Source organism: Micromonospora endolithica (assembly GCF_003626595.1).
Classification (GTDB): Bacteria; Actinomycetota; Actinomycetes; order Mycobacteriales; family Micromonosporaceae; genus Micromonospora; species Micromonospora endolithica.
In genome coordinates, this window is record NZ_RBAK01000013.1 from 121,572 (window position 1) to 144,918 (window position 23,347).

Consider the following 23,347-nt stretch of genomic DNA (forward strand, 5'->3'; position numbering starts at 1 on the left):
CACGCTCAACTCAACGCGATAGCAGGTGTTCGATGGCAACTCTTCCGGTACTTCCCCTGACCGACGCCGTGCTGCTGCCCGGCATGGTCATCCCGGTGACCCTCGACCCGACCACCCAGGCCGCCGTCGACGCGGCCCGCGCCAGCGGCGACGGCACGCTGCTCGCCGTGCCCCGCCTCGACGGCGAGTACGGCCCGGTGGGCACCGTGGCCACCATCGAGAAGGTCGGCCGGCTGCCCGACGGTGAACCCGCCGCGGTCGTCCGCGGCCTGTCCCGCGCCCGGATCGGCTCCGGCGTGCCCGGACCCGGTGCGGCCCTCTGGGTCGAGGCGACCGCACTGCGCGAGCCCGCCCCCGCCGGCCGGGCCCGCGAGCTGGCCCGCGAGTACCGCGCCCTGATGACCTCGGTCCTCCAGCAGCGCGGGGCCTGGCAGGTCATCGACGCTATCGAGCGGATGACCGACCTGTCCGAGCTGGCCGACTCCGCCGGGTACGTGTCCTGGCTGACCCTGGCCCAGAAGACCGAACTGCTCGCCGCGCCGGACGTCACCGCCCGGCTGGAACTGCTCGTCGGCTGGGTGAAGGACCACCTCGCCGAGCAGGAGGTCACCGAGCGGATCAACACCGACGTACGGGAGGGGCTGGAGAAGTCCCAGCGGGAGTTCCTGCTCCGCCAGCAGCTCGCCGCGATCCGCAAGGAACTCGGCGAGGACGAGCCCGACGGCTCGGCCGACTACCGGGCCCGCGTCGAGGCCGCCGACCTGCCGGCGAAGGTCCGCGAGGCCGCCCTGCGCGAGGTCGGCAAACTGGAGAGGTCCAGCGACGCCTCCCCGGAGGCGGGCTGGATCCGGACCTGGCTGGACACCGTGCTGGAGATGCCCTGGGGCACGCGTACCGAGGACAACACCGACCTCGGCGCGGCCCGCGCGGTGCTCGACGCCGACCACGCCGGCCTGACCGACGTCAAGGACCGGATCCTGGAGTACCTCGCGGTGCGCAACCGCCGCGCCGAGCGCAACCTCGGCGTGGTCGGCGGGCGCGGCTCCGGCGCGGTGCTCGCCCTCGCCGGCCCGCCCGGCGTCGGCAAGACCAGCCTCGGCGAGTCCGTCGCCCGCGCCCTCGGGCGGAACTTCGTCCGGGTCTCCCTCGGCGGGGTCCGCGACGAGGCGGAGATCCGCGGCCACCGGCGCACCTACGTCGGCGCGCTGCCCGGACGCATCGTCCGCGCGCTGCGCGAGGCCGGCTCGACGAACCCGGTGATCCTCCTGGACGAGGTCGACAAGCTGGCCGCCGGCTACGCCGGCGACCCGGCCGCGGCCCTGCTGGAGGTGCTGGACCCGGCGCAGAACCACACCTTCCGGGACCACTACCTGGAGGTCGACCTCGACCTGTCCGACGTGCTCTTCCTGGCCACCGCCAACGTGGTCGAGTCGATCCCCGGCCCGCTGCTGGACCGGATGGAGCTGGTCACCCTGGACGGCTACACCGAGGACGAGAAGGTCGCCATCGGCCGCGACCACCTGCTGCCCCGGCAGCTCCAGCGGGCCGGTCTGACCGCCGACGAGGTCACCGTCGCCGACGACGCGCTGGCCCGGATCGCCGGGGAGTACACCCGGGAGGCCGGCGTACGGCAGCTGGAACGCGCCCTGGCGAAGATCCTGCGCAAGGTCGCGGTCGAGCTGGCCACCGACCCGGCGCCGGTCGCGGTGGACACCGGCAATCTGGCCCGCTACCTGGGCCGGCCGAAGTTCACCCCGGAGTCGGCCGAGCGGACCGCGGTGCCCGGCGTGGCCACCGGCCTGGCCGTCACCGGCGCCGGCGGGGACGTGCTCTTCATCGAGGCCACCAGCATGGAGGGCGAGCCGGGGCTGACCCTGACCGGCCAGCTCGGTGACGTGATGAAGGAGTCCGCGCACATCGCCCTGTCCTACCTGCGCTCCAACGGGCGCCGGCTCGGACTGGACCCGAACGCCCTCGCCGGGCGGCGGATCCACCTGCACGTGCCGGCGGGCGCGGTGCCCAAGGACGGCCCGAGCGCCGGCATCACCATGGTCACCGCCCTGGCGTCGCTGGTCAGCGGCCGACCGGTCCGGCCGGAGTTCGGCATGACCGGTGAGGTCACCCTCTCCGGTCGGGTGCTGCCGATCGGCGGGGTGAAGCAGAAGCTGCTCGCCGCGCACCGGGCCGGTCTGACCGAGGTGATCATCCCGAAGCGCAACGAGCCGGACCTGGACGACCTGCCGGCCGAGGTTCGCGACGCACTGACCGTGCACACCCTGGCCGACGTCGCCGACGTGCTCGCCCTGGCGCTGCGCCCGGCCGACGTCGACGCCGGCTCGCTCGACGGCGAAGCCCTCACCACCGCCTGAGGTGTAAGGAAGGGCCCCCTGTTAACGCCTCGTGCATAGCAGGGGGCCCTTCTTAACGGGCTGCGGTGGGTGCCGCGCGGCTCCGGGAAGTGCCGCCGGGCGGCGATGTTAATAGGGGGCCCTTCCTCTGCCGCAGGCGTTAACAAGGGGCCCTTCCTTACACCTCAGCGGCGGTCGCGCCGCTCGCGCCGGTCACCGCCGTCGAAGCGGCGCTCGTCGCCGCTCCCGTCGCCGTCCCGGTCCCGGCGTACGGTGGCCTTGCGGCCCTTGATGGTGCTGCCGCGCAGGCCGGCGATCACGTCGTCGGCGACCGAGTGCGGGACCTCGACCAGCGAGAACCGGTCGGCGATCTCGATCGAGCCGATGTCCCGGCCGTTGATGCCCGTCTCGCCGGTGATCGCGCCGACCAGGTCCTGCGGGCGGACACCGGCCCGCCGGCCCAGCCCGATGAAGACCTGGGTGGTGCCGCCGGTACGCGGCCGGCCGGGACGGCGGTCGCCCCGGCCCTCGGGCCGCCCCTCGCGCGGGCCCCGGACCGGCACCTGCGGGATCTCCTCATCGTCGTCGGAGCCCGGCGAGGTCGCCTCGTGCGCCAGCCGCACCGCCGCCAGGGCCACCTCGACCAGGTCGAACTCGTCGGTCAGTGACTCGACGATCGCCCGGTACGGGTCGAGGTCGTCCTCCAGCAGGCTCTCCCGCACCGCCGCCTGGGTCAGCTCCAGTCGCCGGGTCCGCATGTCGGCCACCGTCGGGATCTTGTCGATCGCGATCCGCTGGCCGGTGACCCGCTCGATGGTCTTGAGCATCCGGTGCTCGCGCGGCTCGGCGAGCGTGATGGCCACGCCCTCCCGTCCGGCCCGGCCGACCCGGCCGATCCGGTGCACGTACGACTCCGGGGCCGACGGCACGTCGTAGTTGACCACGTGGGTGAGCTGCTCGACGTCCAGGCCACGGGCCGCCACGTCGGTGGCGACCAGCAGGTCGGCGGTGCCGCCGCGGAGCCGACCCATCACCCGGTCCCGCTGTTCCTGGCTCATTCCGCCGTGCAGCGCCTCGGCCCGGTAGCCCCGCCCGTTCATCGTCTCGGTGAGCCGGTCGACCTCCTCCCGGCTGCGGCAGAACACGATCGCCGCGGTGGGCGACTCCACGTCCAGCACGCGGCCGAGGGCGGCCGGCTTGTGCGCCCGCGCCACGATGTACGCGCTCTGCCGCACCCGCGGCGCCTCGCCGGCCACCTGCTGCTCGCGGGCGATGAGGATCCGCACCGGGTCGGTCAGGTGCTTGCGGGCCAGCCCGTCGATGCGGGATGGCATGGTGGCCGAGAACAGGACCGTCTGCCGCTGCCGCGGCGCGTGCTCCAGGATCGCCTCGATGTCCTCGGCGAAGCCCATGTCGAGCATCTCGTCGGCCTCGTCCAGCACCACCGTGGCGAGCCCGCCCAGGTTCAGCGTGCCCCGGGCGATGTGGTCCAGCGCCCGGCCGGGCGTGGCCACCACCACGTCGACGCCGGCGTCCAGCGCCCGCAGCTGCCGGCCGATCGGTTGGCCGCCGTAGATCGGCAGCACCCGGGCGCCGAGGTCCTTGCCGTACCGGTGGAACGCCTCGGAGACCTGCACCGCGAGTTCCCGGGTCGGCACCAGCACCAACGCCACCGGGTCGCCGGTCGGACGGTCGTCGGGCATCCGCTGCAACAGCGGCAGCGCGAACGCGGCGGTCTTGCCGGTGCCGGTGGCGGCCTGGCCCAGCAGGTCCCGCCCGGACAACAGCAGCGGGATGGTCTCCCGCTGGATCGGGGTGGGCTCCTCGTAACCGAGGGCGGAGAGCGCGGCGAGCAGTTCGTCGCGCAGGCCGAGGTCGGTGAACGCGGTCGCCTCCTCGGGGCCGTCCGGGGCGGGCGGTTCGGTGGGCGGGTCGTGCCGTACGGGTGCGGAACTCATGCGTCAAGCCTTTCATCACCGCCGCGCGCCCGTTCCGCCGACCGGCACATCACGCCGAGCGGGCACCCGCAGCCCCGTGCCGGCGGGTGCCCGCTCGCGCCGTCGACCCGGTGTCGCCGACCCCGGGCGTCAGGGCGTGGTGAGGAGGAACAGGATCATCGTGACGCCCAGGACCGTGTCCAGGACGGCGCACCACTCGGCGTAGCCGCGCGGCACCACCTCGTCGCGCCGGTGGTGGACCGCGTCCCAGACCGCGTGGGCGAGCCAGCCCACGGCCACCAGCCAGCCGGCGGCGTCCCCGCCGAGGGCGAGCGCGGCCACCGCCAGCCCTGTCCACCCGAGCAGGCCGGCCAGCTGTACGGCGCGGACCCGGCGGTCGCCCAGCCGGCCCCGCCACGCCCCGACGAGCGGGTAGCTGACGGCGAGGCCGAGCAGGGTCCACGGCGGGAGGACCGCCGGGGTGAACCAGTTGTCGAAGCTCATCAGCAGGGCGAGCCCGGTCGGCCAGCGGTGCGCCAGCACCCGCACCAGCGGACGCGCGTCCGCCGCGGGCCGGGCGGCGTGGTGGTGGGCGTACTCGGCGCGGCGCCACAGCATCGCGCCGACCATCGCCGGAATCATCAGCAGGTGACCGCCGGTCAGCAGGGCGTCGGCGCCGAGCAGCCCGACCGCGTACGGCGGGAGCAACAGCAGCACCGGCAGGTACATGGCGGCGGTCATCTCGCCGATCGCCGGGGCGGAGTGCCCCCGGTACCACATCCACACCGCCATGCCGACACTCATGTCGGTCGCCATCAGCAGCGCGGCGACACCGGGCGTGGCCGGGGCCAGCCCGAGCGCGCCGGCCAGCGCACCGCGGGCCGGCCCCAGCAGCAGCATCCCGGCCAGCATGGCCAGCACCATCGCCAGCAGATGCCGGGCCAGGGCCCGTCGCCGGGCGCGGCCCGCGGCCCCGGCCGCGCGGTCTCCGGCGGTCGTGTCGTACGTCAGCTCGGTCATGGGGTCGACCCTGCCGGCGGTGTGCGCCGCGAACCATCCGCGTGGTGTCACCGGTCGACCGGGCGGAACGCACGGGTACGCGGTGCGTCGGCGCGTTCTACCCTTCAGACCGTGGTGGCGGACACGGCGATGCCGGGCGGCGGCCGGACCCTGTCCCGCGCCCGGGCGGCCGTCCTGGTCTCGCTCACCGCCGGCATGTCCGCCACCCTGCTCATGCCGGCGGTCGGGCTGGCCCGGGAACCCGACCGGTGGCGGGTGGCCGGCGGCGGCGTCGGGCTCGCGGCGTTCGCGGTGGTGCTGGTGGTGGCGCTGCGTACGGCGGTGACGCCGGTCCGTTCCGGCCGGTCGCGCCGGTGGCTGCGGATCGCGTACGCCGTCGTGGCGGTGCTCGGCGTCCCGCTCGTCGCGCCGGTGGCCGTGGGCGAATGGCCCACCGGGGCCTGGTGGGGCGCGGCCGTCGTCGGCGCGGCGCCGCTGGTGGGATCGTGGCGACTGGTGCCACCGACGCTCGTCGCCGCGCTCGCGGTCGCCGGGGCGGTGGCTCTGGCCAACGGCACGTCGGCAGCGCGGTCGCTGCTGGTCACCGCCGTGGTCGGGGTCAGCATCGCCGCCGTGAACGGCTTCCAGGTGTGGTTCTGGGAGTTGCTGGTGCGGGCCGAGCGGGGTCAGGCGGCACAGGCCCGGCTGGCCGCCGCGCAGGAGCGGCTGCGCTTCGCCGCGGACGTGCACGACCTGCTCGGGCACCACCTGACCGTGATCGCGTTGAAGGCCGAGCTGGCCGCCCGCCTCGCGCCCACCGACGCCGGCCGGGCCGGCCGGGAGGCCGCCGAGGCGCAGCGGCTGGCCGCCTCGGCGCTGGTCGAGCTGCGCCGGACGGTGCACGGCTACCGCCGGGTGGACCTCGGCGAACAGCTCACCGCGATGGGCGAGGTGCTCCGCTCGTCCGGGGTGCGCTGCACGGTGGTGCGGCCGCCCGACGCGCTGCCGCCGGAGGCGGCGGCCCAGCTCGCGGCGGTGCTCCGCGAGGCGGGCACCAACGTGCTGCGGCACAGTCGGGCCGGCTGGTGCCGGATCGAGATCGACCAGGAGGACGACGTGGCGCGGATGACCGTGACCAACGACGGGGCGCGGGCCGAGCCGACACCGGACCGGCACAGCCATGGGCTGCGCGGCCTGGCCGAACGCCTCGCGGCGGCCGGCGGAACGCTGCGCACCGGCTGCGCCGACGGCGTCTTCACCGTCGAGGCGACCGTGTCGACCGGGTCGACCGCCGCATGATCCGGGTCCTGCTCGCCGACGACGAGGAGCTGATCCGTACCGCCCTGGCCGCCCTGCTGGACCTGGAGGACGACCTGGCGGTGGTCGCCCAGGCGGCCGACGGGGAGGCGGCGGTCACCGCGGCCCTCGCGCACCGGCCCGATGTGGCGGTGGTCGACCTGGCCATGCCCCGACGGGACGGCTTCGCGGTCGCCGCCGAACTGGCCCGCGCGCTGCCGGCCTGCGCGGTGGTCATCCTCACCGGCCAGGGACGCCCGCCGCACCTGCGGGGCGCGCTCACCGCCGGGGCCCGGGGTTTCCTGCCCAAGGGCGCGCCGGGCGGGGCGCTGGCCGACGTGATCCGCCGGGTGCACGCCGGCGGCCGGTACGTCGACCCGGCGCTGGCCGCCGACGCGCTGCTGATTCCGCCGTGCCCGCTGACGCCACGGGAGCTGGAGACGTTGCGGCTGGCCCAGGACGGGTCACCGGTGGCCGTGGTCGCCCGTCGCGCGCACCTGTCCGCCGGTACGGTGCGCAACTACCTGGCGGCGGCGGTGCAGAAGCTCGGCGCGACCAGCCGGGCCGACGCGGTCCGCGCCGCCCGGGACCACGGCTGGCTCTAGCTCCAGCCCACCGGGCGCAGCGGCGAGGTCTAGCCTGGCGGACGTGCGTACGGTCGAACTGGTCTGCTCGCCGGAACTGGACGCGGCGGTGCGCGCCGGGTGGCAGCGACTGGCCGCGGCCGGGCTGCCCAGCCTGGCCCGCAACACCCATCCCACGAACCGTCCCCACCTGACCCTCGCGGCGGTGGACGACTTCCCGCCGGGTGCGGCGGCGCGGCTCGGCGCCCTGTTCGCCGAGGTGCTGCCCCTGCCGGTCCGGCTGGACGACATCCAGGTGCTGGACGGCAGCGCGCCCCTGGTGTGGTCGATCCACCCCGATGCGTCGCTGACCGCCCTGCACGCCGCGGTGTGGGACGTGCTGCGCGACGCCGACGGGCACCATCCGTGGCACGCGCCCGGCCGGTGGCGGCCGCACCTCAGCCTGGCGTTGCGCTTCCGGGACGCGGACGCGGCACTGGCCCGGGCCGTGCTCGGCCCGCAGGGCCCGGCGGGCAGCTTCGTGGCGGGCCGCAGCTACCACAGCGCGGACCGCTCGGTGACCCCGCTGGGCTGAACCGGCATCCGAAGACGTGACCGATTCGATCTGTTGCAACGGCGTTCCGCGATGTTTAATGCTCGGTAACTTGTGGCGCCCGTCACAAGGGAGGAGCCGCCGGCGATGCTGCGGGTGCGGAATCTCGAGGTCGTCTACGACGACGTGATGCTGGTCCTGCGCGGCCTGAGCATCACCGTCCCGCCGGGCGGGATCGTCGCGCTGCTCGGCGCGAACGGCGCCGGCAAGACCACGCTGCTGCGGGCCCTCACCGGGCTGCTCGACATCCACCACGGCGCGGTGGTCCGGGGCGAGGTCACCCTGGACGACGAACCGGTGCACCGGCTCAGGCCGGCCGCGATCGTCCGCCGGGGCGTGGCCCAGGTGATGGAGGGACGGCGGATCTTCGGTGAGCTGACCGTGGAGGAGAACCTGCGCCTGGGCGGGCACACCGACCCGCGCCGGATCACCGGTCGCCTGAGCGAGGTGTACGACCTGTTCCCGGTGCTCGCCGACCGGCGCCGGCGCACCGCCGGTTACCTGTCCGGCGGGGAGCAGCAGATGCTGGCGATGGGCCGGGCGCTGATGGCCGGCCCGCGCTACCTGCTGCTGGACGAGCCGAGCCTCGGCCTGGCCCCGCGCCTGGTCGAGCAGATCCGGGAGCTGATCGTGGCGATCAACGCCGCCGGCACCGCCGTGCTGCTGGTCGAGCAGAACGCCACCATGGCGCTGTCCGTCGCGGCGCACGGCTACGTGCTGGAGACCGGCCGGGTGGTGCTGGACAAGCCGGCCGCGCAGCTGCTCGCCGACGACGACGTCCGCGAGTTCTACCTGGGGCTGCACGCCGGCGAGGGGCACACCCGGCGGTCGTTCCGGGACGTCAAGCACTACCGGCGACGGAAGCGGTGGTTGTCATGACCGGGATCCTGCGCTTCGACGACGTACGGCTGGCCTTCGCCGGGGTCCGGGCCATCGACGGGGTGAGCTTCACCGTCGGCGCCGACGAGCTGTTCGCCGTGATCGGCCCGAACGGCGCCGGCAAGACCTCCATCTTCAACGTGCTCTCCGGGGTCTACCGGCCGCAGTCCGGGCGGGTCGTCTTCGACGGCGTCGATCTGCTCGGCCGCCGCCCGCACGAGATCGCCGCGCTCGGGCTGGCCCGTACCTTCCAGAACGTCGAGCTGTTCGCCAACCTCACCGTGCTGGAGAACCTGCTGCTCGGCCGGCACCACCACCTGCGCTACGGGCCCCTGGCGGCGGTGCTGTGGCGGGGCCGGGCCCGCCGGGAGGAACTGGCCGCGCGGGCGGCGGTGGAGCGGATCGTGGACTTCCTGGAGCTGGAGCAGTGGCGGCGGATGCCGGTCGGGCTGCTGCCGTACGGGGTGCAGAAACGGGTGGAGCTGGGTCGGGCCCTGGCGATGGAGCCGAAACTGCTGCTGCTCGACGAGCCGGTCGGCGGAATGAACCTCGAGGAGACCGAGGACATGGCCCGCTACATCCTCGACGTCCGGGAGGAACTCGGCATCCCGATGGTGCTGGTCGAGCACGACATGGGCCTGGTGATGGACCTGGCCGACCGGGTGCTGGTGGTCGACTTCGGGCAGCCGGTGGCCACCGGCACGCCGGCGGAGATCCAGACCAACCCCGACGTTCTCCGCGCCTATCTGGGTGAGGTGACCACGACATGACCTCCGCCGCGCCGTCGGGCGCGACCACCGCCGCGGCCGCGGGCGCCGCCGCCACGACGATCGCCTCCCGGGTACGCGGACACGCGCTGGCCACCCCCGCCAGGATCGCGATGCGGGAGAAGGTGCACGGCATCTGGGCCGAGGTGACCTGGGAGTCCTCCTGGGACACCACGCTGACCGTGGCGCACGGGCTGCTGGCCCTCGGCATCGAAGCCGGCGACCGGGTCGCGGTCCTGGCCGAGAACCGCCGCGAGTGGCTGTGGACCGACGTGGCCACTGTCGCCGTCCGGGCGACCACCGTCGGGCTCTACCCGACCAACCCGGCCGAGGAGGTCGGCTACCTGCTGGCCCACTCCGGCGCGCGGGTGCTGATCGCCGAGGACCAGGAGCAGGTCGACAAGGCCCTGGCGGTGCTGGACGACTGCCCGCACCTGGAGAAGGTCGTCTACCTCGAACCACGCGGGGTGCGCGGCCGCTACCGCCATCCGGCACTGCTGGCGTGGGACGACCTGCTGGCACTCGGCACCGCGCACCGGGTCGCCCACCCCGGCGCGGTGGAGGCGCTGATGGCCGCCGCCGAGGACCGGGACCTGGCCACCATCGTCTACACCTCGGGCACCACCGGCCGCCCGAAGGGCGCGATGCTGACCAACGCCAACGTGGACTTCGCGGTGCGCACGGTCACCGAGGGCGGTGGGCTGGCCGACCCGCCGCCCGGTCCGGACGACCTGATCCTGTCGTACCTGCCGCTGTGCCACGTGGCCGAGCGGGTGTTCACCACCTGGAGCAACGCCGGCGCGGGCGTGCAGGTCACCTTCGCCGAGTCGATCGCCACCGTGCCGGCGAACCTGCGCGAGGTGCAGCCCACCCTGCTGTTCGGGGTGCCCCGGATCTGGGAGAAGATCCTCGCCACGGTCACCACCCGGGTGGCGGCGGCGTCGCCGCTGAAGCGGACGGTGACCCGGTTCTGGCTGCGGGTGTCCGACCGGATCGGTGCCCGGCTGGTGGCCACCGGCGGCCGGCACACCCCGGCGACCCGGCTGGCGTACGCCCTGGGGTGGATCTTCTGCTACCGCGCGCTGCGCGAGCGGATCGGGGTGGGCAAGGTCCGCTACGCCGCCTCCGGCGCGGCCCCGATCGCCCCCGAGGTGCTGCGGTTCTTCATGGGCATCGGGGTGCCGATGCACGAGGTGTACGGCATGACGGAGAACTCGGCCATCGCCACCGGCAACCGGCCGGGCCGGGTGCGGCTGGGCACGGTGGGCGAGCCGCAGTCCGGTGTGGAGCTGCGCATCGACGAGGCCACCGGCGAGATCCTCACCCGCCACCCGGGGGTGTTCGCCGGCTACCGGGACGACCCGGCGGCCACCGCCGCCGTCCTGGAACCCGACGGCTGGCTGCACACCGGCGACGTGGGGGAGTGGGTCGACGGCACCCACGTGCGGATCACCGGCCGGGCCAGGGACATCATGATCACCGCCGGGGGCAAGAACATCGGCCCGGCCGGCATCGAGAACGAGCTGAAGGCATCCCCGTACGTCAAGGAGGCGGTGCTGGTCGGTGACCGGCGCCCGTACCTGGTGGCGTTGATCGGCGTCGAGGCCGACACGGTCGGGCAGTGGGCGCAGGACCGGCGGCTGCCCTACACCACCTACCGCGACCTGACCACCAAGCCGGAGGTGGTCGAGCTGGTCCGCGCGGTGGTCGACGAGGTCAACCGCCGGCACCCACCGGTGGAGCAGGTCAGGCGGTTCCGGCTGCTGCCCCGCGAGCTGGACCAGGACGACGGCGAGCTGACCGCCACCCAGAAGGTACGCCGGGAGGCCGTCGCCCGGGCCTTCGCCGACCTGGTCGACGACCTGTACGCCCCCGGCGGTGACCGGTGACCGAGCTGATCGAGAGCCTGCTGCGCGGGCTCGGCACCGGCAGCGTCTACGCCCTGCTCGCCCTCGGCTTCGTCATCATCTACAAGGCCACCCGGGTGATCAGCTTCGCCCAGCCGGCGTTCATGCTGGCCGGGGTCGTCGCGGTCACCTACCTCACCCCGACGGTCGGCTTCTGGGCGGCGGTGCCGCTGGCGGCTGCCGGCACCGGCCTGCTCGCCCTCGGCGTGGAGCGCACCGCGGTCCGCCCGATGGTCGGCCGGCCGGCGTTCGTGGTCGCCATCATCACCCTCGGCGTGGACGTCGCGGTGCGGGTCGTGGTCAACGCGTTCATCGGCCTGGACGTCCGGCACGTCGGCGACCCGTGGGGGCTGCGCACCCTCGCCGTCGGCCCGGTGGAGATGCAGCAACGGCACCTCGCCGCCGTGGTGGCCGCCGCGCTGCTGGTCGCCGGGCTGTTCGCGTTCTTCCGGTACACCCGTACCGGCCTGGCGATGCGTGCCGCCGCGCTGGACCAGGAGGCGGCGCTGGCCCACGGCGTCTCGGTCGGCGCGGTCTTCGCGGTCAGCTGGGCCCTCGCCGGCGGCCTCGCCGCGGTCGCCGGCACCTTCGCCGCGGCCGGCGGCAGCGTCGACGGCGCGCTGTGGCTGATCGCGCTGACCGCCCTGCCGGTGATCATCCTCGGTGGACTGGACTCGCTGCCCGGTGCGGTGGTCGGCGGGCTGGCGGTGGGCGTGCTCCAGGAGCTGACCGCCACCTACGCCAACGATGTCGCCTGGCTCGGCGGCAACGTCTCGGTCATCACCCCGTACGTGCTGATGCTGGTCGTGCTGCTGGTCCGCCCGTACGGGCTGTTCGGCACCCGGGAGGTGGAGCGGGTATGATCAACTCCCGGCCCCGCGGCAGGCCGCTGCTGCGCACGTCGTACGCGCAGGACCTCGCCCTGCTGGACACCCCGGCGAAACGGTGGTGGACGGCGGCGCTGCTGGTACTGGCGTTCGCGCTGCCGTTCCTGCTCACCGACGACCTGCTGCAACTGCTCGCGGTGGGCTGCGTGGCCGCGATCGGCGCGATCGGTCTCGGCCTGGTCACCGGCTACGCCGGGCAGGTCTCACTGGGCCACGCGTTCTTCCTCGGCATCGGGGCGTACACCGCCGCGGCGCTCAGCGGCGATCCGGACGGGCGGGTCATCGGGTTCGGGGTCACCGACATCGCCCTGTGGCTGCCCGCCGCGGGCCTGGTCGCGGCGCTGGCCGGGGTGCTGGTCGCGCCGCTGGCCACCCGGCTGCGCGGGCTCTACCTGGCCATCGTCACCCTCGGTCTGGTCTTCATCGGCCAGCACGTCTTCAACGAGTGGTCCGCGCTGACCGGCGGCGCCGGGGTCGGCCGGCCGGCGGCCACCCTGGAGTTCCTCGGCCGGCCCCTCGCGGTCACCGACGGGCTCGGCACCCGCGACCAGAAGCTGTTCTGGCTGATGCTGGTCCTGCTGGTGGTCTTCGCGGTGGCCGCCCGCAACCTGGCCCGGTCCCGGATCGGCCGGGCGTTCACCGCCATCCGGGACCGGGACATCGCCGCCGGGGTGATCGGGGTGAACCTGCCCCGTTACAAGACGCTCGCGTTCGCCGTGTCGTCGTTCTACGCCGGCTGCGCGGGCGCGCTGCTCTACACCGTGACCGGGTTCTTCGACCCGGGCTCGTTCAGCCTGCTGCTGTCGGTGCAGTACATCGCCATGGTGCTCATCGGCGGCGCGGGCACCATCTCCGGCGCCGTCGCCGGAGCGTTCTTCATCACCCTGCTGCCCCGGCTCACCCGGGAGATGCAGGCGTGGGTGCCGTTCATCAGCACCCAGCCGAACGAGGTACCCAACGTCTTCCAGGTGGAGACGATCCTCTACGGCGTACTCATCATCGTCTTCCTCATCTTCGAACCGCGCGGGCTGTTCGGGCTCTGGGTCCGGGCCCGGGCCTACTGGAAGGCGTGGCCGTTCTCCTACTGACCAAGCGAGGAAGCATGGGAAGAGCTACGTCGCGGATCGCCCTGGGGGCGGCCGTGGTTCTGCTGGCCGGCACGGTCACCGCCTGCCGGGGCGGTGACACCGAAACCGACGCCTCCGGCCTGAAGACCGACGTGGGAGTGACCTCCGAACCCTGCCCGGAGGCGGTCGACAAGGAGAAGGGCTGCATCTACCTGGGCATCATCTCCGACCTCACCGAGGGGCCGTTCCGGGCCCTGGCGGTGCCGATCACCGACGCGCAGAAGGCCTTCTGGAAGCGGGTCAACACCGGCGGCGGGATCGGCGACTACGAGGTGGACGTGACCCGCCACGTGCGGGACAACAAGTACAACCCGCAGACCCACAACCAGGTGTACCAGGAGATCAAGCCCAACGTGCTCGCGCTCGCGCAGAGCCTCGGCTCGCCCACCACCGGCGCGATCCTGGCCGACATGAAGTCCAGCAACGTGATCGCCGCGCCGGCCGCGTGGACCTCCGGCTACGCGTTCGAGGACGTGATCGTCGAGTCCGGCGCGAACTACTGCATCGAGTCGATGAACGCCCTCGACTACGCCCGCGAGGCGTACGCGCCGAAGTCGGTGATGGCGGTGCACCTGGCCGGCGACTACGGCGACGACGCGGCGGCCGGCGTGAAGCTGGGCGCGCAGGCGCTCGGCCTGAACTTCAGCGCGGTGAAGACCGACTCCGGCGCGGACAAGCAGGCCGGCGCGATCCAGGCCATCCTCGCCGGCAAGCCGGACCTGGTGGTGCTCACCATGGGCCCGGCGGACGCGGCCACCATCGTCGGCCAGGCCGTTGCGCGCGGCTTCGCCGGCCGGTTCATCGGCACCAGCCCCACCTGGAACCCGGCGCTGCTGCAGAGCCCGGCCGCGCCGGCGCTGGTGGCGAAGTACGAGCAGACCGCGCCGTGGAACACCTGGACCACCGACACCCCGGGGCACCGGGCGCTGCGCGAGGCGCTGCCCGGGGTCACCCCGAACGACGGCTACACCTCCGGCTGGGTGTGGTCGTACCCGCTGAAGGCGGCGCTGGCCAAGGCGGTCGCCGACGGTGACCTCACCCGGGCCGGACTGGTGAAGGCGGTGAAGTCGCTGACCAGCGTGGACTACGAGGGGATGCTGCCGACCGGCGCCGGTAACTTCGCCGCCGGGCCGAACGACGGCGCCGTCCGGGTGACCGCCATCTACAAGCCGGACGCGGCGTCGCCGACCGGGGTGAGCCAGGTGCGGGATCTGTTCACCGGTCCCACCGCCCAGGCGTACACCCTGGACGGCCCCTGCTACGAGAAGCTCTGACCGGACCACCCACCCGTTCCCGGTCCGTCGGCCGGTCCGGGAACGGGTACGGTCCAGCGGTGACGGTCGACTGGCAGCGCCTCCGGACGTGGTCCGGCAACGGTGCCCGGCTGCCGGAGGTGATCCGGCGGCTGGGTGCCGGAGACGAGTCGGCCCGGCAACGGGCGTATCGCTTCCTGGTGGGGGAGACCGTTTCCGACGGAACGGTGCTGTCCGAGGCCGCTCCGTACGTGGCGGCCGAGGTGCTCGGCGTACTGGGGGACTGGGCCGGGCCGAACCTGGCCCTGGGCCTGGCCCTCCTGGGCGACGTCGACCGCGCGGAGGCCGTGCCCGGCCTGACGGTGGCCGTGGGCACGGTCCGCGGTGATCTCCAGTCGGTGGCCCGGCGGGTCGTCGAGGACGCCCACCCGGTGTACGCGGGTCTCCTGGACCACCCCGATCCCGAGGTCCGCGTGGCGGCTCGCGAAGTGCTGTCGGGGTTCACCCTTCGGCGCGACGACGCCGAACGGGCCCTGCGGGAAGCAGCGGAACGAACCGACGACGCCGAGGAGCGTGCGGCGCTGCGAACCGCGCTGCGGGATCTCGACGAGTGGAACGTCCTGTCCCGCGCGGAGTCGGTGGAGCCGGGACCCGTCGCCTCGCTCCGGAAAGAGCGGATAGACCGGCGACGACGCCCGTCACACGGGTACCTGTCACCGCCTGTCACCCGCCCGCGTCCCGGCCCGTTGTGGCGGACGCGCCACCGCCTCGTCGGGGTTCTGACCCGGTGGATGCACGGGCGGCCCTGTTAGCCCTCGTCGTTTCGCATCGGAGCCCCGCTACACGTTAGGAAGGGCCCCTTCCTATGCACCAGGCGTTAAGAAGGGGCCCTTCCTTTCACCTCAGCGGGTGAAGCGGAGGTAGTCGAACTCGGCGGTCACGGCGGGCTCGGCGCCGCCGTGCGCGACCAGGCCGATCCGGGGCGTGGTGCCGGCCGGGAAGGTCCACACCCCGCCCCACGTCCAGTTCCGGCCGTCCCGGCTGGAGCCGGCCCGGAACTCGTGCTCCCCGTTCACCGGGTCCACCCGGTGCGCCAGCCGCAACCAGGTGGTGGTGGCCGGGGTGCCGACGATGGTGCCGCCGTACACCGGCTGGCCGGCGAAGGGCAGCTCGTAGCCGTACTCGACCTGGCGGGTGTTCCAGATGGCGACCTGGGCCAGCCGGGCGAACCGGTCGTCGTCCACGTAGGCCACCAGCCCGGCCTGCTGGTAGTTGCGGACCGTCTCCTCGCCCAGGTCCAGGGTCACCTTGGTCTCCACCACGTAGTCGCCGGTGGGGGCGTCACGCAGCAGCACCCCGGCGGTGTTGCCGGTGCCGGTCAGGTCGGCGCCCTGCACCGGCCAGCGCAGCGACCCGCCGGACACGGTGGCCGCCGGGTCCTCGCGGACCCAGGTCCAGCCCGCGTCGAGACCGTCGGCGAACTCGTCGGAGTACCCCCGCAGCGGCGCGCCGACCCGGGGCTCGGGCACCGCCCGCCGGGCCTCCTGGTACAGCCGGGCCAGGCTGACGTTGTCGAACTCGGCGTCGCCGCCGGTCGCGGTCAGCGCCAGCCGACCGGCCACCGGCCGGGCCAGCCGCAGCGACACCACGGCCAACTGGTCACCGAGCCGGGCCGGGCTCAGCTGCGCGGTCAGCGCCCGCCCGCGTACCTCGACGGCGAGGTTGACCGGGTCGGTGGGGTCGTACCCGGCGGGCAGCGGCGCGGACGCGGTGCGCGCGCCGTCCCGGGCGACCAGGCGCCCGGCGGCGACGTCGACGCGGACCTGGACCCGTCCGCCGAGGTCGATCCCGGCGCTGCTCGCGGCGCCGGGCCGCAGGTCGGTCTCGGCCCGCACGTCGCCACCGAGGGCGGTACGCGCGTGCAGCGTCCCGTCGCCGACCAGCCGCCCGTCGGTGACCCGCCAGTCGCCGGCGTCGCGCCACCGGTCGAGCCGGCCGGTGAACCGCTCGTCGACCCGCCCCGTGGTGACCGGGGCCCGGCGGGCGCCCTCGGACGGGCCGGCGCCGGCGTTCACCGTCGGCCAGCCGTCGATCCAGTCGAGGCGGTCCAGCAGCATCGGTCGCTCGTTGACGCCGAACGGCTCGTCCAGGTACGGGTCGGCCCGGTCGATGCCGTGGTAGACGATCCAGTCCTGGCCGGACAGGTCGGTCACGAACCCGTTGTGGCCGACGCCGATCCAGCGGTTGCCGTTCTGGGTGAGCACCGGGGTGCCGCCGGCCCGGGACGCGGTCAGGCCGATGCCGTCGCGGTCGACGAACGGTCCCTTCGGGCTGCGCGAGCGGCCGACCTGGACGGAGTAGCCGGTGGCCGGGCCGGCGCAGCAGTTCGCGGTGGACGCGAACAGGTAGTACCAGCCATCGCGGCGCAGCACGTAGCTGCCCTCGAACTTGTTGTCGATCGCCACCAGCGTCGACTCGCCGGTCGCGCGCAGCCCGTCCGGGGTCAGGGCGGTCACCGAGATGCCGCCGTAGTAGCTGCCGTAGTACAGGTAGTTGGTGCCGTCGACGTCGGTGAACTGGGTCGGGTCGATCGTCCACAGCCAGCCGCCGCCACCGCCGGGGCGGGGCGCCACCACCGGTTCGTCGGCGAAGGTCCACGGACCGGTGGGGGAGGGGGCGGTGGCCGCGCCGACGGCGAAGTCGCTGCCCTCCGGGGAGACGGTGGTGTCGGTGACCGTCACGTACATGACCCACCGGTCGCCGATCCGGCGCACGTCGGGCGCCCAGAAGGCGGCCCCCTCGGCGGCGTACGGCGGGCGCTGGTCGGGGCCGAAGGCGTCCCCGACGTAGGTCCAGTCGACCAGGTCGGCCGAGCGGGCGGTGGGCACGCGGTGGAACACGCCCTCGCCCTCGCGCAGCGGGTCGGTGGTGCCGTACGCGTACCAGAAGCCGTCCTCGCCGCGCACGATCACCGGATCGGCGAAGGTGTCGGCGAAGCCGGCCGAGACGGGGTTGCGGTAGCGGGGGTCTCCGGTGGCGGCGGCCGGCGCGGACGCCGTCCCCGCCAGGAGCAGACCGAGGACGGCGGCGAGCGCGCCGGCGCGGCGGAGGTGTCGCATCTGACCTGCCTTGGGTGGTGGACGGTCGACGGGGAACACTGCGTCCGTTTCTACAACGTTGGATACAACGATGTAAAGACCATCGACCTCTCGGGTTCTCCTGGCCCGGGCCGACGGGTGACCGGTCCGCCCGCTTTCCGCGACGTCGGGGTGTCCCGCGCCCCGGGACACCCCGAGGTCACCGAAGGCGAGCTGATCACGGGCCGACCTTTCGGCCGGCGCCGACACGTGGGCGTGTCAGCATGGGCGGATGACGAGTCCTGCCGGCGGTGGGCCGGCGCTGGCCCGGCTGGCCGGCCTGCTCGCCGACGACACCCGGGCCCGGATCTGCCTGACCCTGCTCGACGGTCGGGCCTGGACCGTCGGGGAGTTGGCCCGGCTGGCCGGCGTCGCCCCGTCCACCGCGAGCGAGCACGTCAGCCGTCTGGTCCGGGGCGGGCTGCTGACCGAGCAACGGCAGGGCCGGCACCGTTACCTGCGGCTGGCCGGCCCGTCGGTGGCGCAGCTGATCGAGGACCTCGCCGGGTACGCGCCCCCGCCGCCCCCGCCGGTCCGCTCGCTGCGCGCCGCACGGGCCGACGCCGCGCTCGCGTACGCCCGCACCTGCTACGACCACCTGGCCGGGCGGCTCGGCGTGCGGGTACGCGACGCGATGCTCGCCCGGCGGTTCCTGGACGACGCCGCCGGCCCCGCACTGACCCCGGCCGGCCCCGTACTGACCCCGGCCGGCCAGGAATGGCTCACCGCGCTGGCCGTGCCGCTCGACGCGCCGCGGGGTCGCCGGCCGCTGGTGCGCGACTGTCTGGACTGGACCGAACGCCGGCCGCACCTGGCCGGCGCCCTCGCCGCCGGCCTCCTGCGTCGGCTGTACGACCTCGGCTGGCTCGTCCCCGGCGTCGGCCGGGCGGTCCGGCTGACCCCGGCCGGCCGGCCGGCGCTGGCCGCCGCGCTCGGGCTGGACCCCGCGGACCTGGCACCGCCGTCGGTATCGGATATCGGCGGGGGCCGCGCCTGACGTGGCGAGTGACCGGCAGGGTGCCGACCACGGCGGCTATTCGGACTTCGGTCGGGCCAGCCGGTCGGAGATCTCGCGGATCGCGGCCGACGCGCCGATCCGGGTGGCGACCGCGAGCGCGCGTCGCCAGGTGGTCCGGGCGTCCGCCGGGCGGGCGAGTCGTTCCTCGGCCCGGGCCAGGTCGGAGAGGGCCGCCAGCTGGAGCGGCGGGTTGGCCGCCAGGTCGTCGACGACCTGCTCGATCTCCGTCCGCGCCCGGCCCGGTTCGCCGGCCAGCAGGTGCAGGCGTCCCCGGGCGTACCGGGCGTGGGCCAGGTAGGACGGCACATTCGCCTCCCGCGCCAGCGTCACCGCCAGCCGGACGTAGTCCGCCGCCTCGGTCAGCCGCCCGTGTCCACCGAGCATCGTGGCCAGATCGCTGAGCAACACGATCTCGCCCAGCCGGTCGCGGTGCCGCCGCACCAGCCCGAGCCCCTCCAGACAGGCCGCCCGGGCCTGCTCCTTCTCGCCCCGGTGGTCGTGCCAGCGCGCCAGTCCGCGCAGACCGAGCGCGAGTGGCCGGCTGGCGCCGGCGGTGCGGAGCAGGGTCACGCCACGGGCGAGCGTCGCCCCGGCGCTCGGATCGCCCTCCTGCATCTGGAGTTCGCCGAGCCGAGCGAGTTTGATGCCGGTCGCCGTCTCGTCCCCGGCCTCGATGTACAGGCCGATCGACCGGAGCAGGGCCGCGCGTTTCGCGGCGGTGTTTCCCATCGAATCGTGCACCTGCTGCTCCACCCCGGCGATCTCCGCGCGCAGCCACGGGTCCACCAGGGCACCGCCGGCTTCGGTGGCGACCCGGATGTGCCGAAGAGCGCTGGCCGGGTCGTTCCGGATCACCGCGGCGAACGCGACGCACAGCCGCATCCGGGCGATCCCCTCGCGGTGGTTCCGGCGCTCCGCGGCCGCCAGGCCCACCTCCGTCACCCGGGTCAGCTCGTCCAGTCGCGCGTCCAGATGCAGGTAGTAGTCGCAGTGCCAGGCCAGCGCCCAGGCGTAGTTCTCCAGCCCCGGCGTGGCGGCGGCCTGGCCGATGGACGCGACCAGTGAGCCGCGCTCGGCCGCGAACCAGGCCTGTGGATCCCCGCGGTAAACATCGGTGACCGTCGGCAACCGCGGCAGGTCGGCGATGATCCGGGACTGGGGCTCCTCGCTGAACTCCACCCGGGCCTGCTCGGTCAGCGCCAGCCAGGTGCCGAAGACCCGACTCAGCAGCCGTACCCGCTCGTCCGGCGGCTCCTCCTCCGCCGCCCGTTCCCGGGCGAAGGCCCGGACCAGGTCGTGAATCCGGTACCGGGGTTGGCCGATGCCGTCGGGTCCGGTCACCTCGACGAGATTCGCCTCGACCAGGCCGCCCAGCGCGGCCTCGGCGGCCTGCTCGTCTCCGAGCAGCACGGTGACCAGCCAGGGCGGCGCGTCATCGAGGTCCAGCACGGCGAGCCGGCGCAGCGCCCGGCGGGCCGGCTCGTCCAGGGCGACGTACGCCGAGTGGAACGCCGCCCGGACGCTGCGATCGTCGCGCGTGAGGTGGTCGAGCCGGTGGGACAGCTCGTCGAGTTGGGCGGCCGCCTCGCGGAGCGTCCGGAGATCCGGCACGGCGAGCCGAGCCCCGACCATCCGTACCGCCAGCGGCAGCAGCCCGCAGTGGTCGACGATGGCCAGCGCCGAGTCGGGTTCGGCGGTCACCCGCTGCTCGCCGACGATGCCGGCGAGCAGCCTCAGCGCCTCGTGCCGGGGCAACGGACGCAACCGCAACTGGTGTGCGCCGTCGAGGTCGACGAGCGCCCGCCGGCTCGTGACGAGGACGACCGCGTCGGTCCCGGGCAGCAGCGGGCGCACCTGCGCGGCACTCGCGGCATTGTCCAGCACCAGCAGGCACGGTCGGCCGGCCACCGCTGCCCGGAACAGCGCGGCCCGCTCGTCCAGGGACGCCGGCAGTTCGGCACCCGGCATCCCGAGCGCGTGCAGGAAACGTCCGAGCACCTCCACCGGGGCCAGCGGCTGGTCGTGCCCACTCAGGTCGACGTACAGCTGCGGCCCGGGGTGCCGCGCGCCGAGACGGTGCGCGATGTGCACGGCCAGCGAGGTCTTCCCGATCCCGGGCAGGCCGCTGATCGCCACCACCCCGACCTTCGGCCGGGCCGGCAGCCGCTCGACCACCGCGGTGATCTCCGACTGGCGGCCCACGAAGTCGGTCAGCTCGGCCGGCAGCATCCGAGGTGGAGGGTGCCGCGCCCGCTCCCTGAGCGGGTACGGCGTGGCGGTGTCGGCGGTCGCGCCGGGGCCGGCCGTCGCGGCCGGAAACTCCGGCCGGTCCCCCCGGGGCGGGCCGGCTGTCGGGGCCGGATCGACGGCCAACCCGCCACCGGCGGGCGGACCGGGCTCGGCGAGCAGGCCGGGATCGTTACGCAGGATCAGGTCGCGCAGCAGGACCAGTTCCGGCGAGGGATCGACCCCGAGCTCGTCCGCCAGCCGCAGGCGGAGCTGGTCGAACCGCTGCAGGGCCTCGTACTGGCGGTTCGCCAGGTACAGGGCACGCATCAGCCGGCCGACCAGCGGTTCGCGCCACGGGTACGCCTCGACGAGTTCCAGCAGGCTGCCGATCACCTCGTCGTACCGGCGCAGACCCAACTCCAGGTCCAGGCACCGCTCCAGGACGGCCATCCGGCGTTCGTCGAGGCGCGCGGCGGCGGCCGCCAGCGCGGGCGTGTGCAGGCCGTCCAGCGCCGGTCCGCGCCACAGCGCCAGCGCCTCCCGCAGGCTGGCCACCGCCGCCTCCGGCGCGCCCCCGCCCACGTGCTCGTCGGCCCGGCGCACCCGCGCTTCGAAGACGTCGAGATCAAGCTGACCGTCGGCGACCCGCAGCAGGTATCCGGAGCCCCGGGTGTCGATCACGTCGTCCGGTGACCCGGCCTCCCGCATCGCCCGGCGGACCGCGGCGACGCGGTTGCGGACCTGGACGTCCGCGCTGGACGGTGGATGCTCGCCCCAGGTGGCCTCCACCAGCCGGGAGACCGGCACGAGCCGGTTGGGCTCCAGCAGCAGCGCGGCCACCATCGACTGACCGCGCGGACCGCCCGTCCGCACCGCCTGACCGGCGACCCGGACCTCGATCGGACCGAGCAGCCCGAACCTCACAACTGGCACATGCTCCCCCGCGAGTGCCGAGCCGGGCGACCGCGATCAACAGACCTCGGCCACCATGTGGGATCGACAATAGGCGAGGGCGGCGATTTCGGCCGCCCGCCGGGTGGCGTGACCCGTACCCGGGGGGCCGCCGGCAGCTAGCCGGCCGGCACCGGACCGGCCGGGGTGACGCTGGTCGGCGCGGTCGTCGGTCGACGCCGCCGGCCGTACCGGCGGTAGAGCGTGAGCAGGAAAATCGTCTGCAGGGTGCCCTCGACGACAAGGACGAGGGCACCGTCGACCGCCGCCAGGAGACTGCCACCGGTGGCGCCGGCCACCACCGCGGAGCCGGCCTGGAATGCCCCGTGCAGGAGGATCGGGAGCCCGAATCCGGCGAAGCTGGTGAGCGCGACCATACTGCCGATCACCACCGCCGCCGCGTAGACGCGGACCGCCCGGCGCTCGTGCGACGGCAGCACGGCGCTCGGGTCGTCCCCGGCGGCCGCGATCCGGGCGGGCAGCACCGAATGACCGAAGCGACGTAGCAGGTGGCGGGCGTAGGCGAGCCCGTCGTGGAACAGGTTGCGGCACCGCAGCACGTCGAGCAGGACGAAGTAGAAGTCGGTACGCATGTAGACGTGCAGTTGCAGCGCCATCGACATGACCAGCACGAGCACGAGAGCGGCCAGCAACGCCGCGACCACCGGGTGCGGCGTGGTGTGACCGAGCACCAGCAGCGCGACGCAGACGACGGCGAGATCCCAGAACAGGCCGCTGAGGTAGACCCGGTAGCGGTACCGGCGGGGCACGGACCAGATCGCGGTCACGTCGGTCTCCAGCACCAGGTGGTGCAGCCGGGTCGCGAATCGGATCCGGGCCGGTGCCCCGAGTGAGCGGGCCGCGACCAGGTGGCTCAGCTCGTGCATCGTCGCCGAGAGCGAGAAGAGTCCGGTGTTGACGAGCACGGCCAGGCCGACGTAGTCGGTCCAGAAGAAGTCCCTGAACGTCGGCAGCAGCTCGGGGCGGCGTACGACCGTCACCAGGGTCGCCGCCACCAGCGCCAGGTAGACCAGCTTCGCCACCGGACCGAACAGCCAGCTCACGTGCCGGGCGCGCAACCCGGGCAGGTGCGGTCGGACCTGGCGGTGCGGACCGGCCAGCGGCTGGCCGTCGATCTGGTCGACGAGGCCGGCCTCCCGGAGCGCCTCCACCAGGTCGACGAGGTCGACCTCGATGTCGTGCTCGGCGGCGAGCTGACGCTCGGCCGTGCCGATCGTGGCCCCGGCGTCGAGCAGCTCGATGGCGCGGGCGCCGACCGCCGGCAGCTCCACGAACTGCCCGATCTCCGGCCGTCCCACCACGACCTCGTCGGGATCGTCGTCGGACGGTCGGACCTGGACCGGATGGAACCGGACCAGACTGTCGGTCGTCACCACGACCCGCGTCGTCGCCGCCGCTGTCTCCGTCACCGCCGC

17 protein-coding genes are annotated in these 23,347 nt (G+C 74.2%); 12 read left to right on the forward strand and 5 right to left on the reverse strand.

Annotated features, from left to right (window positions below; translation table 11 throughout):
* The first annotated feature begins 32 nt into the window (after nucleotides 1-32).
* Nucleotides 33-2,369 (forward strand): endopeptidase La, encoded by a 2,337-nt coding sequence (lon, locus tag D7223_RS26290; protein ID WP_120731153.1) that lies wholly within the window; start codon nucleotides 33-35, stop codon nucleotides 2,367-2,369.
* 164 nt (nucleotides 2,370-2,533) lie between these two features.
* Here the strand turns inward: lon and D7223_RS26295 are convergent, their stop codons facing one another.
* The gene (locus D7223_RS26295; protein WP_120731155.1) at nucleotides 2,534-4,306 is read right to left on the reverse strand and encodes a DEAD/DEAH box helicase; all 1,773 of its coding nucleotides are present in this window, start codon (nucleotides 4,304-4,306) and stop codon (nucleotides 2,534-2,536) included.
* Between the two features lie 129 nt (nucleotides 4,307-4,435).
* The gene (locus tag D7223_RS26300; protein ID WP_238162236.1) at nucleotides 4,436-5,305 is read right to left on the reverse strand and encodes a hypothetical protein; all 870 of its coding nucleotides are present in this window, start codon (nucleotides 5,303-5,305) and stop codon (nucleotides 4,436-4,438) included.
* A gap of 111 nt (nucleotides 5,306-5,416) precedes the next feature.
* Between D7223_RS26300 and D7223_RS26305 the strand changes: the two genes are divergently transcribed.
* The 10 genes from D7223_RS26305 (at nucleotide 5,417) to D7223_RS32880 (ending at nucleotide 15,388) form a co-directional block, all read left to right on the forward strand.
* Complete coding sequence (locus D7223_RS26305) at nucleotides 5,417-6,583, forward strand: sensor histidine kinase (RefSeq protein WP_238162237.1); 1,167 nt, start codon at nucleotides 5,417-5,419, stop codon at nucleotides 6,581-6,583.
* Complete coding sequence (locus D7223_RS26310) at nucleotides 6,580-7,185, forward strand: response regulator transcription factor (RefSeq protein WP_120731159.1); 606 nt, start codon at nucleotides 6,580-6,582, stop codon at nucleotides 7,183-7,185. The genes D7223_RS26305 and D7223_RS26310 overlap by 4 nt, the downstream gene beginning before the upstream one ends.
* Nucleotides 7,186-7,228: 43 nt before the next feature.
* Nucleotides 7,229-7,738, forward strand: coding sequence for a 2'-5' RNA ligase family protein (locus tag D7223_RS26315; protein ID WP_120731161.1), 510 nt, complete (start codon nucleotides 7,229-7,231; stop codon nucleotides 7,736-7,738).
* Nucleotides 7,739-7,843: 105 nt separating this feature from the next.
* Nucleotides 7,844-8,635, forward strand: a complete 792-nt coding sequence (locus D7223_RS26320; RefSeq protein ID WP_120731163.1) for an ABC transporter ATP-binding protein — start codon at nucleotides 7,844-7,846, stop codon at nucleotides 8,633-8,635.
* Entirely contained in the window at nucleotides 8,632-9,405 is a 774-nt protein-coding gene (locus D7223_RS26325; protein WP_120731165.1) for an ABC transporter ATP-binding protein, read from the forward strand. Before D7223_RS26320 ends, D7223_RS26325 begins: the two co-directional genes overlap by 4 nt.
* Nucleotides 9,402-11,291 carry an AMP-dependent synthetase/ligase gene (locus D7223_RS26330; protein ID WP_120731166.1) on the forward strand — a complete coding sequence of 630 codons (1,890 nt, stop codon included), beginning with the start codon at nucleotides 9,402-9,404 and terminating at the stop codon, nucleotides 11,289-11,291. The genes D7223_RS26325 and D7223_RS26330 overlap by 4 nt, the downstream gene beginning before the upstream one ends.
* Nucleotides 11,288-12,172, forward strand: coding sequence for a branched-chain amino acid ABC transporter permease (locus D7223_RS26335; RefSeq protein ID WP_120731168.1), 885 nt, complete (start codon nucleotides 11,288-11,290; stop codon nucleotides 12,170-12,172). The genes D7223_RS26330 and D7223_RS26335 overlap by 4 nt, the downstream gene beginning before the upstream one ends.
* Nucleotides 12,169-13,284 carry a branched-chain amino acid ABC transporter permease gene (locus D7223_RS26340; protein ID WP_120731170.1) on the forward strand — a complete coding sequence of 372 codons (1,116 nt, stop codon included), beginning with the start codon at nucleotides 12,169-12,171 and terminating at the stop codon, nucleotides 13,282-13,284. Before D7223_RS26335 ends, D7223_RS26340 begins: the two co-directional genes overlap by 4 nt.
* Nucleotides 13,285-13,298: 14 nt before the next feature.
* Entirely contained in the window at nucleotides 13,299-14,597 is a 1,299-nt protein-coding gene (locus tag D7223_RS26345) for an ABC transporter substrate-binding protein (RefSeq protein WP_120731172.1), read from the forward strand.
* Nucleotides 14,598-14,656: 59 nt separating this feature from the next.
* On the forward strand, nucleotides 14,657-15,388 hold the full coding sequence (locus tag D7223_RS32880; RefSeq protein ID WP_158610936.1) for a HEAT repeat domain-containing protein: 732 nt from the start codon (nucleotides 14,657-14,659) through the stop codon (nucleotides 15,386-15,388).
* A gap of 90 nt (nucleotides 15,389-15,478) precedes the next feature.
* Here the strand turns inward: D7223_RS32880 and D7223_RS26360 are convergent, their stop codons facing one another.
* A complete protein-coding gene (locus D7223_RS26360; RefSeq protein ID WP_120731178.1) occupies nucleotides 15,479-17,695 on the reverse strand; it encodes a family 43 glycosylhydrolase in 2,217 nt (738 codons plus the stop codon).
* 250 nt (nucleotides 17,696-17,945) lie between these two features.
* Between D7223_RS26360 and D7223_RS26365 the strand changes: the two genes are divergently transcribed.
* Nucleotides 17,946-18,710: an ArsR/SmtB family transcription factor gene (locus D7223_RS26365; RefSeq protein ID WP_120731180.1), complete on the forward strand. Its 765-nt coding sequence runs from the start codon at nucleotides 17,946-17,948 to the stop codon at nucleotides 18,708-18,710.
* A gap of 36 nt (nucleotides 18,711-18,746) precedes the next feature.
* Here D7223_RS26365 and D7223_RS26370 read toward each other — a convergent pair whose 3' ends face one another.
* Together D7223_RS26370 and D7223_RS26375 are read right to left on the reverse strand one after the other, a co-directional pair.
* Nucleotides 18,747-21,893, reverse strand: coding sequence for an AfsR/SARP family transcriptional regulator (locus D7223_RS26370; protein WP_147252513.1), 3,147 nt, complete (start codon nucleotides 21,891-21,893; stop codon nucleotides 18,747-18,749).
* A gap of 137 nt (nucleotides 21,894-22,030) precedes the next feature.
* Nucleotides 22,031-23,341 (reverse strand): PqqD family protein, encoded by a 1,311-nt coding sequence (locus tag D7223_RS26375; RefSeq protein WP_147252514.1) that lies wholly within the window; start codon nucleotides 23,339-23,341, stop codon nucleotides 22,031-22,033.
* Between the last annotated feature and the right edge of the window lie 6 nt (nucleotides 23,342-23,347).

What these genes read in the sequence shown, in the direction of transcription:
- D7223_RS26345 (WP_120731172.1), top strand. Translation starts at nt 13,299, where the DNA reads ATGGGAAGAGCTACGTCGCGGATCGCCCTGGGGGCGGCCGTGGTTCTG.
- D7223_RS26325 (WP_120731165.1), top strand. Translation starts at nt 8,632, where the DNA reads ATGACCGGGATCCTGCGCTTCGACGACGTACGGCTGGCCTTCGCCGGG.
- D7223_RS26295 (WP_120731155.1), bottom strand. Translation starts at nt 4,306, where the DNA reads ATGAGTTCCGCACCCGTACGGCACGACCCGCCCACCGAACCGCCCGCC.
- D7223_RS26365 (WP_120731180.1), top strand. Translation starts at nt 17,946, where the DNA reads ATGACGAGTCCTGCCGGCGGTGGGCCGGCGCTGGCCCGGCTGGCCGGC.
- D7223_RS26300 (WP_238162236.1), bottom strand. Translation starts at nt 5,305, where the DNA reads ATGACCGAGCTGACGTACGACACGACCGCCGGAGACCGCGCGGCCGGG.
- D7223_RS26330 (WP_120731166.1), top strand. Translation starts at nt 9,402, where the DNA reads ATGACCTCCGCCGCGCCGTCGGGCGCGACCACCGCCGCGGCCGCGGGC.
- lon (WP_120731153.1), top strand. Translation starts at nt 33, where the DNA reads ATGGCAACTCTTCCGGTACTTCCCCTGACCGACGCCGTGCTGCTGCCC.
- D7223_RS26320 (WP_120731163.1), top strand. Translation starts at nt 7,844, where the DNA reads ATGCTGCGGGTGCGGAATCTCGAGGTCGTCTACGACGACGTGATGCTG.
- D7223_RS26310 (WP_120731159.1), top strand. Translation starts at nt 6,580, where the DNA reads ATGATCCGGGTCCTGCTCGCCGACGACGAGGAGCTGATCCGTACCGCC.
- D7223_RS26360 (WP_120731178.1), bottom strand. Translation starts at nt 17,695, where the DNA reads ATGCGACACCTCCGCCGCGCCGGCGCGCTCGCCGCCGTCCTCGGTCTG.
- D7223_RS26340 (WP_120731170.1), top strand. Translation starts at nt 12,169, where the DNA reads ATGATCAACTCCCGGCCCCGCGGCAGGCCGCTGCTGCGCACGTCGTAC.